This is a genomic window from Oleiphilus sp. HI0067 (genome assembly GCF_001635735.1).
In genome coordinates this window covers 77,605-92,552 of sequence record NZ_LWFI01001420.1, presented here as the reverse complement: position 1 = coordinate 92,552, position 14,948 = coordinate 77,605, and the positions used below count along the sequence as shown (strand labels likewise).

The following is a 14,948-nucleotide window of genomic DNA, read 5'->3' as shown; positions in this document are numbered from 1 at the left end:
GAGAATTCGATAATTTATGTCTGAGCAAACGTCCTTAAATGATCAATCATTTGACCTCGCTATTGTGGGAGCGGGGATTGTTGGTGCAAGCGCTGCACTATGCCTAGGTCAACAAGGCTATCGTGTGGCTTTGATTGATCGGCAATCACAACCTGATTTAGCCGTCGATATGAAGCGCTACTCTGTAAACGACTACTCGGCTAGAGTCAGTGCCTTGACGCCTGCAAATGTCGCTTTTTTTCATCGTTGTGGTGTTTGGGAGCATCTTCCTTCATCACTTGTGCAACCTTACCAATATATGGAGGTTTGGGAGGAACTAGGCGGCGGTCGTATCCATTTTGATTCGGCTGAATATCAGGCCCAGGCGCTTGGATACATTATCGAGAATCATGTATTGCTGGCAGCCTGTATGAGAGCCATTGGCGAGCAAAACAATGTGCATACCTTCTTCGAGAAAGACATTACATCATGCGCCTTGATCTCTCGCGAGGGCGAGCAAGCTCGCGCCTATCAATTAAGTTTTTCTGATCAACCATCTGTGTATGCGAATCTACTTATTGGCGCTGACGGTGCTAATTCTAGTATTCGTAAACAGCTGAATTTGGCGATGCGCGAATGGGATTATGATCAAGAAGCTATCGTTTGCACTGTCGAAATGGAAATGCCTCACGGTATGAAGGCGCGTCAGCGTTTTGCCGAGAGTGGCCCCGTAGCTTTTTTGCCCTTAAATAACTCAAGTACAGAAGGGGCTTCATCTGATGCTTCGTTTTGTTCCATCGTGTGGTCGATTGATACAAATAAAGCTGCGCATATTTTTTCATTGCCTGAAGTCGAGTTTAAACGTCAGTTGGCCGCACAAATAGAAGGTGAGCTAGGCGCGGTTAAGTCAGTATCTAAGCGATTTAAATTTCCTCTACGCCAACGTCATGCAAATAGCTATGTTGCGGATCAAGCCATTTTGATGGGTGATGCTGCGCATAGTATTCATCCTTTAGCTGGCCAAGGCTTGAACCTCGGCTTGGATGATGTGCAGGCACTGATCAGTATTGCAGAAGATGCCAAGAAAAAGGGGTATGAGCTTTCAAGTCCCATATTATTGAAACGCTATGAGCGAGCGCGTAAGAGCGAAAACTTTTCAATGATGCTGGGTATGGAAGGGTTTAAAAGATTGTTTGGTGCGACAGACCCTATAGTACGTTTGATCAGAAATCTCGGCGTGGATGCAATGAATCGTCATACTTTTATAAAAGCCCAAATTGCTAAAAAAGCGATGGGTCTACAGTAAAGCGTTCGCTTTATGTAGCGCCCGTTTTTTGCAGAAATCCGTTCAACATTCCTAATCGTGATTCGCGACATATTCGTATTTCTGTTTTTATCGGACAATAGCTCCGCGGTGACCGTCACGAATAAAAAGAGAATATACCGATGCCATTAAAATACTTATTCATCCTTCCGTTGCTAATTGTAGTGTTTAGTAGTCCAGTGAATGCCAGCGGGACCGTTAATTTTACGACCAAGATGCCTCCAGAGTTCGAGTTTTGTGGGAAGAAAGTTGGCCGCGGCACGCCTGAGTATGATGCCTTGTTTAATTGGTTTAATAACAACACTACGGGTTGGTACGAGTCTAATTTACCCTATGAATTAGGTTTGACGTATATGTCGCAAACGTTTCGGGTTAATTTGATGGATAACAAAGTGATTGTGAGTTATGCCAGTGCAACCTCGGTCGGCCAGTTGGTAAGAGCTGCAAAAACTTCAGGTTTTTCTCGTTTATGCAATAAGTAAGTACTTGCTATTCTGACCATTCAATTTCGTCAATAACTAGCCTAGCTTGTGCGCTCGTACAGTCTGTGAGCCTCATGAGTTGATTAACGCTGATTGGCCAATGTTCTTTGGCAAGCGTTTTTAGGTCTTTCAAATTTAATTCTGGTCGCTGCTTCTTAAGCAGATTTGCAACCCATAGCCAGCTTTCTTGTTTCGCTGATTCAATACTCTTTTGTAAGTTGATGGACTGTTCTGTATTGAGTTCGATTGTCCAATTTCGAGATCGTCCTCTACGCGTTAATGTCACACCTTGGTCTTTTATAAGGCATTTAAGATCCTGCGCATTTTCGACACGGCGAATAAAACTATTCAGTTGGATTCGAAAAAATTGAGGCATTTTAGAGGGATATTTTTAGAGGGTCTCAGAAATATAGCTGTTTTATATGCTATGAGAATCTAACAAATACTTTTACAATAGTCTCGCGGCAATAAAAGGCTGACCAATAAAAACGCGCTTGCCTTTGTTGTCTCTTCTGATTTGCATAGCCGTTTGGCTACTGTTCTGTGCGAAAGACTTACTATGCCTGATATCGTTGTCATGTTTTTTTTGCTCGGCCTAGTTGCCGGGCTTCTCAAATCTGATTTGAGTATTCCAAAAGAAGCCTACGATACCCTGAGTTTACTATTAATGCTTACCATCGGATTGAAGGGTGGTATGGCCTTATTTGGTAGTGTTTCGACTAACTTGATATGGGAGATGTTAACCGTCGCCTTAGTTGGAGCGATTTGCCCTTTATTAATTCTTCCTATCTTACGTTTTGTCTGTGGCGTATCTCTCGCCAACGCCAGCAGTATTGCAGCTCACTATGGTTCGGTTAGTGCCGGTACCTTTGCGGTTGTGCTGACGTATGCAGAGTCCAATAACATTGAGTTTGGTGCGCAAACGACGCTTTATCTGGTTATGTTAGAGCTTCCAGCGATTATTGTTGCCCTCGCCATTTATCGTTTTTTCAATTCGGAGAAGCAAGTTGAAGGCGTTTCTCATCGCGCTATTTGGCATGAAACATTGACGAACCGAGGTGTTGTATTGCTCGTTGGTGGTGTTCTGATTGGCTGGATGTACGGGCCAGTGCAAGGTGCGTCGGTCACCGAGTTATTGACAGGAGGCTTCAAAGCAATCTTGGCTATCTTCATGTTAGAAATGGGACTTACCGCGGCTGAAACACTCCGTCCCTTCCCATACAAACAATGGAAACTGGTTATCTTCGCATGCGTCACACCGCTTGCATTTGCTGCGATTGGCGCAGGCGCTGGTATAGCTTTGGGGCTGCCTGAAGGCTCAGTTCTTATTCTTGCGACTTTAGTCGCTAGTGCTTCCTATATTGCTGCGCCGGCAGCAATTCGAAGCGCTATTCCCGATGCGGATATTGGCTTAGCCATGCTGTTATCACTAGGCTTGACCTTCCCTCTGAACGTTATTTTTGGTATCCCTTTTTACCATTCATACATTTCACAGTGGATCGCATAGTTACTTAGCTACCCGTATAGTTCGCAACAATTCGATCCAGCTCTCCAGTGCGTTTTAGCTCCTCTAAATGCATTTTTACTTCTTTAATTGTACCGACCTTGTTTTGAGGGAGTGCGAAGAAAAATGGTTTTTCTGCTAGACGCACTTTGGTTTTTGCGATGCCTTTTTCGTGCGTTTTCATCAAGGTAAAGTCGATGACGTGTGTTGAGCCGACTAAGCAATCACAATGATTTTTTTGAGCATTCGCACCATAGTTTCATTGTCGGGCGATTGTACGATTCGAATATTTTGCTCTTCGGAGACGAGCTCGATCACAGGATTTTTGTAGCCAAGTCGTGCGCATATTGTTGTGTTCTGAACCTCACTTAAATGTTTCGGTGTTGTGGTGTCGCGAAGTCGCTGGTAGAGAACTTTGGTTTGTGAGAAATAGGTAGGTATGAAATTTAACTTATCATCAATTTCCGTATAGTCAGGATGCATTAACGCAAAATCGATTTGCCCAGAAAACAATGCATCATCCAATCGCTTGCGTGGGATTTCCGTGAATCGAAGTTTATAGGGTTTCATTCGCGCGACGATATCTGGAATGATGCAGATATGATCACCGTTGTTATTTTTCCAAAAATAAGGTTCGAGACCATCCTTTAGGTCATAATGAAATAGGGTAACTTCTGATGCGTGCGTTGTTGTTATTTGAGCTATAACAGCAAGCAATAAACATTTTATAAAAGCCATCATGATGCGTGATTCAATGTATTTAGGTGACATAAAAAAACATAATGGCGATGCAAGCAATCATACTTTCGTCTTAAAGGATTCTTTATGCAATTCAACACATACCCACTGAGGCAACAGACGATTGGAACACGAAGAGAATTAGTCAGTCTGCATTACGGGAAGAAAAGTAGAGATCTAAAGATTTATCTTCAAGCCAGTTTGCATGCGGACGAGATTCCTCCCATGTTAGTGCTGCACCATCTCAGAAGCTTGCTCGATCAAGCTGAGAAAGAGGGATTGATCGAAGGTGAGATTGTCTTGGTGCCATATGCCAACGCAATTGGTTTGTCTCAACATGTGATGCACGATCATTTGGGACGATTCGATCTGAACACAGGCTTGAACTTTAATCGTAGCCACCCCGATTTCTATGAGTTGATCGCTGAGAATATAGAGTCCCAGTTAACACAAGATATCGAAGCTAATAAACGAGCTATTCGAAAAGCCATCGCCGATGCGTTTGAACAAAGGCCTCAGTTAAGCGAGTTAGACGAGCAGCGCGCGATACTTTTAAAGCTATCTCATGATGCCGACTATGTATTGGATATGCATTGTGATTTCGAAGCATTAATGCATCTATATACCGATACACCCTACCTTGAACAGGCCGAACATTTATCGCGTTATTTAGGTGTAGAAACGCTGCTCCACGCAGAAGGATCAGGCGGCTCTGCTTTTGACGAGGCGCAAGCAGGCGCGTGGTATCGACTTCAGGAACGTTTTGGCACGCGTTACCCAATTCCTTTAGCTGGCTGTGGCGTCACCATAGAATACCGTGGTGAGGCAGACGTTAGTCATACGTATGCTAAGCAAGATGCACAGAATCTGTTTGCGTGGTTATGCGCTGTTGGTGTGATTGACCAATCGACACCTTCTGAACCAAAGGCGAAATTTGAATCAACGCCTCTTGCTGGCTGTGATTCAATTGATGCGCAAACAACAGGTATTATCGTTTTTTTAAAAGAGCTGGGAGACTGGGTTGAAGCAGGTGAAGCGATCGCCGAAATTATTAGTCCCGTAGACCAATCTGCAACGCCTGCATGCGCGACGGTTAGCGGTAAGTTTTTTGCCAGAACAAACCAACGGTTTGCTGCAAAGGGAACACATATCGGCAAAATCGCTGGTGCGAAAGCGTTCAAAGAAGGGGGTTTGCTAGGCGCTTAGAAAAAATGTACAAAAAGTGCGCTATCGCTTTATTCTGATCTAGACTTTTAAAGAGAATAAGAGTCTAGAGAATTCGTTTAGTGTTTGTGTGTCATTCCTTTTTTCGTTTGCGAAGTGTCTTGTTTTGCTTGTTATTTGTTTTAAGCAATTATTCTGTTGCAGGGCAAAGTTCAGCGTTGAATACCTTTGAAGGTGTGTATCAGTCACCACTTTCAGCCTCTTACTCCTACCTCATTGATCAAGAATTATCTCTGCAATTGCGAGACATTCAAAAACTACCTGAAGATAAGTGGACCCAAGGTGCCAGCGAGCAAAGAAGCTTTGGGTTTACCAATGCACAACTCTGGTTTAAAACACGCATTAAAAATGGAGCTGACAAGGCCAACAACTTTATTCTTGAGATCGATTACGCTCAGCTTGATCATGTTGTCTTCAATGCGCGTAAGCAAGATGGAACCGAGCTTGGACTGGCCACTGGTGATCGCAAACACTTTGCGCACAGGCAAGTCGACGATCCAGGTATTCTTTTTCGTTTTTCGTTAGAACCCAACGAAGAAATTGAAATCTACACGAGCGTGAAAACAAAAGGCTCGATGACCGTTCCCATGTTGATTTGGGAAGAGAAGCATTACTTTGAACAAGCTTCGAAAGAGCAAAAGGCTCATTTCTTTTACTATGGCGTTCTGACGATTATTGCGATTATTAATCTCGCTGTTTTTCTTCGCTTAGGCGAACGATTGTATCTTTATTATGCGCTGGCTATCGCAAGCTATTTGTTATTCTTTGCGAGTAGTCGAGGATATGTCCATCAACATTTTCTAAATGATCTGCCCGAACTAAATGGGCGCCTGTTCTTGGCGTCTATGCCCTTGCTCTCTATTTTTTCTCTTTTATTCGCAAAGTTATTTTTGCGAATGAAGTCGATTAGTCCGCGCTTCGATAAGCTTCTTCAGGCGATGATAGCGCTGGAGTTGATACACCTCTGTATCATTTTATTCGCAGATTATAGCATTGCGGTGCGTATCTCGGTTGTGGGTGCGTTATTGCTTTTTAGCGTCCTCGCTTTTGCAGGTCCCATCGCTTGGTATAAAGGGCTTCGTTCAGGTATTTATTTCACGGTTGCTTGGATTCCTTTGACCGTTGGTTTTGCGATAACAAGCGGCCGCACTACAGGCGCATTGCCAAATACATTTTGGACTGAGTACGCCATGCAGATTGGATCTGGACTTGAGGCATTGATTTTGACTTTGGCTCTTGCAGATCGTTTGTATCGCGAGCGTGAAAAGAAAATATCTGCGCAATCAAAGAGTCTTCATATCGAGCAACAGCGAAATTACACACAGAGTTTGTTAACGCAAACCATGTCACGTGATCGAGTCACTAATCTGCTTAACCGAAATCATTTCGAGAACCTCTTACGTGAGCAGATGGATGCTGCGCCCAATAGAAGAATGATGATCTCGATGGTGCATTTGACGCGCATCTCTGATATTACGCGGACGCTCGGCTTGGCCAGCTCTGAGACGGTTTTGGCGCAAATGGCGGTGTTTTTAAACGAGAAGTGCAGAGATATGTTCGGAGTAATTAGTGTTGAGCATATGCAAGGAGTTGGCCCAGACGCGGCGTTTCAAATTGCGAATGAAACATTCGGTGTACTTATTGATTTAGATAAATTCGAAAAAAACCGTCAGCCGTTTGATGATCTCTTAGTCGAGCTCGCATCGCCGATTGAATTTGATGGCTTAACGTTTGAACTAGCACCATTATATGGTTGCTCTCTTTATCCCAATCATAGCTCAGAGCCGGCACAATTAATTCGAAATGGATTGATTGCGATGGATCGCTCCGAAAGAGGCTCCATGGGAATCTATAGTGAGAAGTACGATATCTATAGTTCGAGCCGGCTTACCCTGATGACAGACTTACGTAAGGCCTTGAATGATGATGCGCTCAGTTTAGTGTTTCAGCCGAAGTTTGAAATTAGTAGCGGGAAGGTGATTGGTCTCGAGGCTTTAGTACGTTGGATTCATCTAGAGAATGGTTTTGTTCCTCCGGATCAATTTATTCCCCTGGCCGAAGAAACTGGGGTAATTAATGAGCTGAGCTTATGGGTATTTCAAGAAGCGATACGTGCTTTGGTAATGCTGCGAGCTCAAGGCTATGACGGAAGCATGTCGATTAATATTTCAGCGCGTGATCTGAAGTTTAAGTATTTTGGCGCTCAACTTCTTAAAACACTGAAGACCGAGAATGTATCACCTGAATTGGTTTATTTGGAGTTAACCGAAACTGCGGCGATGGATGATCCGGCGTTTAGCATTGCGACACTGGATAAATTAGCAGCCCATGGGTTCAAGATTTCAATTGATGACTTTGGCGCGGGTTATTCATCGTTGTCATATCTCAAAGGTTTGCCTGCAAGTGAAATCAAGTTAGATCGCTCTTTGATCGAAGATATAAAGAATGATGAAAACTCAAAAGTGATCATACAAACCGTGATTGCGATGGCGGAAGGTTTAGGCTGCGATTTGATTGCAGAGGGCATCGAAGATGCACAAACTTTAAAAGTCTTAGAGAAGTTATCGTGTAACCGTTATCAAGGTTACTATGGCTGTAAGCCCCTGCCATTAGATCGATTGCAGCGATGGCTTGAACAAGCTGGCGCGATCTCTTCTAGCTAATCATTGGTGCGCCAGCACCATTATGGTGCATAAAGCTCGGTAGCTACTGATAAGTCTAGCCTTGTAAGTGCCTGAATCTTATAGAGATATAAAGTTGGTACTAAATTTGTATTAGAAATCGTATCGCAAAGCAGTGTTAAAAACCGCGCGGGGTATGACGACGGTTCATACTCACACAGAACAGAGACAGCATATTAAGAATGAACTTAATGTGCTGACGGCAAAGAAGCCCATGCTAACTAGCAAATATGCTGGTGGCATGGGTTTTTTTTTGCCCCAAAATTTTTGGTGGAGAAGAAGTTATGCAAGCATCAACAATGAAAGTATTGGTAGTCGGCAATGGAATGGTAGGCCATCATTTTGTTGAGCAGATACTTGAACAAGATATGAACGTCGAAGTGACAGTTCTTTCTGCAGAGCCAAGGTTGGCGTACGACCGAGTGCATTTGTCGGAGTACTTTACAGGCAAAACAGCAGCTGATCTTTCACTTACAAGCGCAGAATACTATGAAAAGCTAGGCGTGAATTTTCATGTGAATGCAAAAGTTTCTCATATTGATAAGCAAGCCAAGACGGTTAAGACTGAAGCGGGTGATGTGTATGCTTACGACAAACTCGTGCTTGCTACGGGCTCCTTTCCTTTTGTTCCTCCAATTCCTGGTAATGATCAAGAGCATTGCTTGGTGTATCGAACCATTGAAGACCTAGAGCAAATTGAAGCCTCATCTAAACAAAGCAAGGTTGGTGTTGTTGTGGGTGGTGGTCTGCTTGGTCTTGAAGCGGCAAATGCTCTCAAGCAAGCAGGTCTCGAAACCCACGTTGTTGAGTTTGCTCCGCAGCTAATGGCGGTTCAAGTAGACCAAGTTGGCGGTCAATTGCTGAAGTCAAAAATTGAAGAGCTTGGCGTGCAAGTCCATACCGAAAAAGCGACGCAAGAAATCGTATCTGGCGATACTAGCCGCTATAAAATGAAGTTTGCTGATGGCTCAGATCTAGAAACCGATATGATTTTATTCTCGGCAGGTATCCGTCCAGAAGATGGTTTAGCTCGAGAGTTCGACATCGATATTGGCCCGCGTGGCGGCATCGTGATCGACGATAATTGTCTAACGTCCGACCCAAATATTTATGCGATTGGTGAGTGTGCGCTTTGGAGTAACTTTATTTTTGGTTTAGTTGCCCCTGGCTATACCATGGCGCGCGTCGCGGCGAGCCATCTTGCAGAAGGTGATTTGAAGTTTGAGGGTGCAGATATGAGCACCAAACTCAAGTTGATGGGAGTCGACGTAGGCTCTATTGGTGACGCTCATGCTCGCACAGAAGGTGCTTTGAGTTACACCTATGAAAATCAACCTGAAGGTGTTTACAAGAAGATCGTTGTTGATGCAGACAAAAAGCTACTTATTGGTGCGGTGCTAATAGGTGACACTTCAGACTACGATACTCTTCTTCAGTATGCTTTAAATGGTATCGACCTTCCTGAAAAACCAGAAAGTTTAATTCTTCCTTCTACGAGCGATGCTGCGCCTGCGCTAGGTGCTGATGCTTTACCAGCGACTGCGACGGTATGTTCTTGTCACAACGTCTCTAAGGGCGACATTGTTGATGCAATGGATGCGGGCAACTGTGATCTTGGCTCGGTGAAATCATGTACTAAAGCAAGCACCGGTTGTGGTGGTTGTGCGGCCTTATTGAAAAACGTCGTTGATAGCGAACTAGAAAAACGCGGCGTAGAGGTCAATAAAGATATTTGTGAACACTTTGCTTATTCTCGCCAAGAGCTCTTCCACATTATTAAAGTCGAAGAAATCAAAAGTTTTGACGCGCTGCTTGAAAAACATGGTCGCGGTATCGGTTGTGAAATCTGTAAGCCTGCGGTCGGTTCAATTCTCGCGTCAGTATGGAACGATTTCGTGCTTCAAAAAGAGCACGTCAAACTTCAAGACACCAACGACACTTATCTTGGCAATATGCAAAAAGATGGTAGTTATTCGGTTGTACCTCGTATCGCTGGTGGTGAAATTACACCTGACAAGCTGATTGTTCTGGGGCAAGTCGCTAAGAAATACAACCTATACGCAAAAATCACTGGCGGGCAGCGTGTTGATTTATTTGGTGCGCGCGTTGAGCAATTGCCTTTCATTTGGGAGGAGCTGATCGCTGTAGGTTTCGAGACCGGCCATGCGTACGCAAAAGCGCTACGTACGGTTAAGTCATGTGTAGGAAGCACTTGGTGTCGTTATGGCGTCCAAGATTCCGTTGGCGCAGCGATTGATATTGAAAACCGATACAAAGGCTTGCGCGCACCGCACAAAATGAAAATGGCGGTTTCAGGCTGTACGCGAGAGTGTGCAGAGGCGCAAAGCAAAGATATCGGCATTATTGCGACCGAGAAAGGTTGGAATTTATACGTGTGCGGTAACGGCGGTATGAAACCTCGTCATGCTGATTTATTCGCTACTGATATCGATACTGAAACACTGATCAAATATATCGATCGCGTCTTGATGTTCTATGTCAGAACGGCAGATCGCTTGCAACGTACTTCTACATGGATGGAAAACTTAGAAGGCGGTCTTGAATACCTAAAACAAGTGGTTATTGAAGACTCGTTGGGTATTTGCGCAGAGCTAGAAGCCCAGATGCAGCATGTTGTGGATACCTATCAGTGTGAGTGGAAAACGGCAGTTGAAAATGAAGAGTCGCGTAAGCGCTTCCGTCAGTTCGTAAACGCGGCTGATGCGACTGATCCTAACATCGTATTTGTTCAAGAAAGAGATCAAATTCGTCCAGCAACAGAGCAAGAAAAACAATCAGGTGATCTGATTGCGACGGATAAAGCCCTTGCTGAAGATGCTTTGGCTTAATACATAAGCCTCTAACGAATTAAGAACGAATGATATAAGAGAGAAAATGATGTCTAGCAATGAAAACTGGGTTTCTATCTGCCAAACAAACGATCTTATCGATAACTCTGGTGTTTGTGCCTTAGTAAATGGAGAGCAAGTTGCGTTGTTTAAGTTTACGCAAGGTGAACAAGAACAAGTACTCGCGATTAGTAACTTTGACCCGATCGGTAAGGCGAATGTGCTTTACCGTGGTTTGATTTGTTCAGTTTCGGGTGAAGATACTCCGCTGCGTTATGTGGTTGCTTCACCTTTATATAAGCAGCGTTTCTGTTTAACAACGGGCGAATGTATTGATGATCCAGAGCAATCTGTTTCCGTGTTTCCGGCACGTATCGTTGATGAAATGGTTCAGTTAAGTGTAGCGAGTTAATTGTGTCTAGCGCAGAGCTTATTCAGTTTAAATCTGTTGGGTCAAACGTTGCACTGCAGCGCACGACTTGCCCTTACTGCGGCGTGGGTTGTGGTGTCGATGTCCAGATTCAAAATGTTGAGTCTGAGGAGGCTTCTGAGGCAGAAGTTTTGGGGCTGAGTGGCACTCCTGAGCATCCAGCAAATTTTGGTCGACTGTGCGTTAAAGGAAGTCGCTTACTAGATACCTTAGAAGATAGTGGGCGCTTACTTTTTCCTGAAGTTAGTGGGAAGCAGGTTCCTTGGGAAGCTGCGACCAACGAAGTGGCTCAGCGCTTTCAAGATATTATTGATGAGCATGGCCCAGACAGCGTTGCACTGTATGTATCGGGGCAATTACTAACGGAAGATTATTACGTCGCAAACAAGTTGATGAAGGGTTATATCGGGTCTGCCAATATCGATACGAACTCTCGTCTGTGCATGTCCTCAGCAGTTGCTGCACATAAACGCGCATTTGGATCAGATGTCGTACCGTGTAGTTATGAGGATTTAGAGCAAACGGAATTGCTCGTTTTTATAGGCTCAAATGCGGCTTGGACACATCCTGTTCTGTTTCAACGCGTTGAGCGTGCGAAACAAATAAATCCAAATCTAAAAATTGTATTTATCGATCCACGTCGCACAGCAAGTTGTGAAGTCGCAGATCTTCATCTCCCTCTGAAAGCAGGAAGTGATGTTGCCTTGTTTAACGGTTTGCTCGCCTATCTGGCAGAGCATGATGGGCTTGATAAAGCTTATATTGATCAGTCGGTTGAAGGAGTTGAGCAAGCAGTAGAGGCCGCACAGTCTTTCACTATTGAGAAGGTCGCACAGCTATGTGATTTGCCTGAGCAAGATGTAGAAGAGTATTACGCAAGCTTTGCGCAAACAGATAAGGTGATTAGTTTTTTCTCGATGGGCGTGAATCAGTCGAGTGCTGGCGTTGATAAAGCTGCGAGTATTATCAATTGTCATCTTGCGAGTGGAAAAATCGGCAAAGAAGGGTGTGGACCTTTCTCTATTACCGGTCAACCAAATGCAATGGGCGGTCGAGAAGTAGGCGGTTTGGCCAACTTGCTGGCTGCACATATGGATATTGATAACGCAGAACATCGCGCGCTAGTACAAGAATATTGGTCATGCCCAACAATTGTTGAATCGCATGGGCATAAGGCTGTAGATCTGTTTCAAAAGATTGAATCAGGCGATGTTAAAGCGGTCTGGGTGATGGCGACCAATCCTGTCGTGAGTCTGCCAAACAGGCTTCAAATAGAGAGCGCGCTGAAAAAATGTGATTTCGTTGTTGTCTCAGATTATGTGTCGTCAAACGATACTTTACCCTTTGCTGATGTGAAGTTGCCGGCGACGAGCTGGTCAGAAAAAGATGGCACGGTGACGAATTCAGAGCGCACGATTTCTCGTCAAAGAGCTTTCTTGCCGCCTCTAGGTGAGGCAAAGCATGACTGGCGAATTATCTGTGATGTCGCAATTGCAATGGGTTTTGACGGATTTGATTTCGCTTCTCAGCATGAGGTCTTCGATGAGTATGCTGGATTGACGGCATATAAAAACAACGGAAGTCGGGACTTAGATCTAAGTGGTTTGTGTGATTTATCGTCTCAAGAATACGATCAGCTAGCTCCTGTTCAATGGCCCATAAACGACGAGAACCCAAAGGGCACTAAACGATTATTTGAAGATGGAAAGTTCTTTACTCTGTCTCAAAAAGCAAACTGTATTGCGGTGCAGTTCCGTCCTCCTGAGCAGGCAGTTAGTGAAGACTTTCCGTTTGTGTTGAACTCTGGAAGATTGCGCGACCAATGGCACACCATGACACGTACTGGTGTGAGCGCACAATTGAGCCAGCATACTGCGAACGCATATATAGCGATTCACCCAGAAGATGCCAAAGATTTAAGTCTTGAACAGGGTGCCTATGTGTCGGTCACTTCTGCCGTGAATTCAGACGCTGATCAGGTCGTGTTACCAGTCGTAATCGATGATGGATTACGTCGAGGTGAGTTATTTGTACCCATTCATTGGGGTACAACATGGTCTTCATCATCGGCAATTTCAAAGCTATATACAGATGCAAGAGACCCCATTTCTGGGCAGCCAGAATTGAAACATGCGGCTGTTGCGCTTTCACCGGTCGAGATGGCTGAATACGGCGAGTTATTTAGTCTAGACGAGCTTCCGATTCAATGGCTAGATGCGCAGTTTTATGTGTGGTCGAAAGCAAAAGTCCGTGGCGGCATGATTTACCGATTTGCGTGCAAAGAAAAAAGCACCACGCTTGGTTCAGCTCTGAATGCGGTTTATCAGGATGTGCATGAGCGTTATTCCTATCAGCATCAAAATGGAATGAATCGTTTTGCGACGCGCGACCAATCATTAGTTTACGGCGTATTCACGCATTCAGAGGCGCAAGAATATGAGCGAGCTTGGTTAGAAAGCATGCTTGATAGTAGCGTCTTGAGCGAAGAACAAATCCAAGCACTTCTGCATGCGGAAGTAGACTCCGTCTATGCCCAAGGTCGCATGGTCTGCAGCTGTTATAAGGTGGGTGAAAAAGAGATCATCCGAGCCATACAAGATGACGGCTGTGATAGCGTTGAAGCTTTGGGGTCGCAATTAAAGTGCGGCACAAATTGTGGGTCGTGTAAGTCTGAACTCAAACAAATTCTTAAGCAAAATCTTGTTCCAGAAGGTGAACGCATTACCTTAGAGGAGTTTTCATGATTACTGCTGCAACAAATTTATTAGCTCTATTTAGGCGCTCTTCAAATAATGATGGAGAGGTTAAGGACACAGGGTTTATAAATCGGGTTAAAACTCAAATACAAGCTCGTTCTAAACGAGGTTGTGTAACGATTATTGGTGCGGGGCCAGGTGATGTAGAGTTGCTCACCCTTAAGGCTTATCGCGCGCTACAAAATTCAGATGTCATTTTGTTCGACGCACTCGTGTCCGATGAGGTGGTGGCGCTGTTTCCTAAACAAGTACAACGCATTTATGTTGGTAAGCGCTATGCCCAACATAGCATGTCTCAAGAGGGTATTTCGGCGTTGATGCTAAAACTGGCACTTGAAGGAAAACAGGTAGTACGAGTAAAAGGCGGCGATCCCGCGATTTTTGCTCGTGTTGGTGAGGAGTGTCAGGTACTTCAACAATCTGGAGTTCCAGTTTGTGTTGTTCCTGGAGTCACAGCCGCATCGGGCGCGTCTTCTTATGCTGGTATTCCCTTAACACATCGCAGTTGTGCACAATCGGTTCGGTTTGTGACGGCACACATGAAAAGTGCTGAGACAGAACCCAATTGGGCATCATTGAGTGAAGGAGTATCAGGGCAATCGAAAAACGGAGAAACCTTAGTATTTTATATGGGGCTTCGTCGAATCGACTTAATTGCTCAGAGGCTTATTGAGCATGGGGTTTCTGCTTCGTTGCCTGTGGCAGTGATCGAAAACGCGACAACCCCTATGCAAAAGATCTGCATAGCCACGCTTTCTGATATCGTAGAGAAAGTTCGAGATCAAAAAATCTCTGGTCCTGCGATTACGATTGTTGGTGAAGTGGTGAACTTGCGTTATCCAGTGGAAAGAGAAGCTGCTGCTGTTGCGACCGCCTAACTTTGTTACACTATATTGGTGTGCGATTGTATGTGTACAAGTTTGACCGCATCAAAAATCAATCACTTAGCGTGCATTTAATGCATGGTCTATTTTTTGCTGC

At 44.5% G+C, this 14,948-nt stretch carries 12 protein-coding genes; 9 read left to right on the top strand and 3 right to left on the bottom strand.

Going from position 1 to position 14,948, the window contains the following annotated elements:
* Positions 1-16: 16 nt before the first annotated feature.
* Together A3739_RS22925 and A3739_RS22920 are read left to right on the top strand one after the other, a co-directional pair.
* Complete coding sequence (locus A3739_RS22925; protein WP_068502975.1) at positions 17-1,285, top strand: UbiH/UbiF/VisC/COQ6 family ubiquinone biosynthesis hydroxylase; 1,269 nt, start codon at positions 17-19, stop codon at positions 1,283-1,285.
* Positions 1,286-1,425: 140 nt separating this feature from the next.
* Positions 1,426-1,785, top strand: a complete 360-nt coding sequence (locus A3739_RS22920) for a hypothetical protein (protein WP_068502972.1) — start codon at positions 1,426-1,428, stop codon at positions 1,783-1,785.
* Positions 1,786-1,792: 7 nt separating this feature from the next.
* On the opposite strand, the gene A3739_RS22915 is transcribed toward A3739_RS22920, so the two are convergent.
* Positions 1,793-2,161 (bottom strand): ribosome recycling factor family protein, encoded by a 369-nt coding sequence (locus tag A3739_RS22915; protein ID WP_068500275.1) that lies wholly within the window; start codon positions 2,159-2,161, stop codon positions 1,793-1,795.
* Positions 2,162-2,344: 183 nt separating this feature from the next.
* Here A3739_RS22915 and A3739_RS22910 point away from each other — a divergent pair, with 183 nt between their 5' ends.
* On the top strand, positions 2,345-3,292 hold the full coding sequence (locus A3739_RS22910; protein WP_068502969.1) for a sodium-dependent bicarbonate transport family permease: 948 nt from the start codon (positions 2,345-2,347) through the stop codon (positions 3,290-3,292).
* Between the two features lie 4 nt (positions 3,293-3,296).
* On the opposite strand, the gene A3739_RS28945 is transcribed toward A3739_RS22910, so the two are convergent.
* Complete coding sequence (locus tag A3739_RS28945; protein ID WP_156502777.1) at positions 3,297-3,473, bottom strand: hypothetical protein; 177 nt, start codon at positions 3,471-3,473, stop codon at positions 3,297-3,299.
* Between the two features lie 32 nt (positions 3,474-3,505).
* Positions 3,506-4,060, bottom strand: coding sequence for an ABC transporter substrate-binding protein (locus tag A3739_RS22905; protein WP_068502966.1), 555 nt, complete (start codon positions 4,058-4,060; stop codon positions 3,506-3,508).
* Positions 4,061-4,114: 54 nt separating this feature from the next.
* On the opposite strand from A3739_RS22905, the gene A3739_RS22900 reads away from it, so the two are divergent.
* From A3739_RS22900 to cobA, 6 genes are all read left to right on the top strand, one after another.
* On the top strand, positions 4,115-5,233 hold the full coding sequence (locus A3739_RS22900; RefSeq protein WP_068502963.1) for a succinylglutamate desuccinylase/aspartoacylase family protein: 1,119 nt from the start codon (positions 4,115-4,117) through the stop codon (positions 5,231-5,233).
* Between the two features lie 128 nt (positions 5,234-5,361).
* Entirely contained in the window at positions 5,362-7,914 is a 2,553-nt protein-coding gene (locus tag A3739_RS22895) for an EAL domain-containing protein (RefSeq protein WP_156502776.1), read from the top strand.
* A gap of 302 nt (positions 7,915-8,216) precedes the next feature.
* Complete coding sequence (gene nirB / locus A3739_RS22890; protein ID WP_068503009.1) at positions 8,217-10,781, top strand: nitrite reductase large subunit NirB; 2,565 nt, start codon at positions 8,217-8,219, stop codon at positions 10,779-10,781.
* A 46-nt stretch (positions 10,782-10,827) separates the two neighbouring features.
* The gene (gene nirD / locus A3739_RS22885) at positions 10,828-11,193 is read left to right on the top strand and encodes a nitrite reductase small subunit NirD (protein ID WP_369819817.1); all 366 of its coding nucleotides are present in this window, start codon (positions 10,828-10,830) and stop codon (positions 11,191-11,193) included.
* A 2-nt stretch (positions 11,194-11,195) separates the two neighbouring features.
* Positions 11,196-13,955, top strand: coding sequence for a nitrate reductase (locus A3739_RS22880; RefSeq protein ID WP_231876681.1), 2,760 nt, complete (start codon positions 11,196-11,198; stop codon positions 13,953-13,955).
* A complete protein-coding gene (gene cobA / locus A3739_RS22875; protein WP_068502954.1) occupies positions 13,952-14,845 on the top strand; it encodes a uroporphyrinogen-III C-methyltransferase in 894 nt (297 codons plus the stop codon). The genes A3739_RS22880 and cobA overlap by 4 nt, the downstream gene beginning before the upstream one ends.
* The last annotated feature ends 103 nt before the right edge of the window (positions 14,846-14,948 follow it).

What these genes read in the sequence shown, in the direction of transcription:
- A3739_RS22925 (WP_068502975.1), top strand. Translation starts at nt 17, where the DNA reads ATGTCTGAGCAAACGTCCTTAAATGATCAATCATTTGACCTCGCTATT.
- A3739_RS22920 (WP_068502972.1), top strand. Translation starts at nt 1,426, where the DNA reads ATGCCATTAAAATACTTATTCATCCTTCCGTTGCTAATTGTAGTGTTT.
- A3739_RS22915 (WP_068500275.1), bottom strand. Translation starts at nt 2,161, where the DNA reads ATGCCTCAATTTTTTCGAATCCAACTGAATAGTTTTATTCGCCGTGTC.
- A3739_RS22910 (WP_068502969.1), top strand. Translation starts at nt 2,345, where the DNA reads ATGCCTGATATCGTTGTCATGTTTTTTTTGCTCGGCCTAGTTGCCGGG.
- A3739_RS28945 (WP_156502777.1), bottom strand. Translation starts at nt 3,473, where the DNA reads ATGAAAACGCACGAAAAAGGCATCGCAAAAACCAAAGTGCGTCTAGCA.
- A3739_RS22905 (WP_068502966.1), bottom strand. Translation starts at nt 4,060, where the DNA reads ATGTCACCTAAATACATTGAATCACGCATCATGATGGCTTTTATAAAA.
- A3739_RS22900 (WP_068502963.1), top strand. Translation starts at nt 4,115, where the DNA reads ATGCAATTCAACACATACCCACTGAGGCAACAGACGATTGGAACACGA.
- nirB (WP_068503009.1), top strand. Translation starts at nt 8,217, where the DNA reads ATGCAAGCATCAACAATGAAAGTATTGGTAGTCGGCAATGGAATGGTA.
- nirD (WP_369819817.1), top strand. Translation starts at nt 10,828, where the DNA reads ATGATGTCTAGCAATGAAAACTGGGTTTCTATCTGCCAAACAAACGAT.
- cobA (WP_068502954.1), top strand. Translation starts at nt 13,952, where the DNA reads ATGATTACTGCTGCAACAAATTTATTAGCTCTATTTAGGCGCTCTTCA.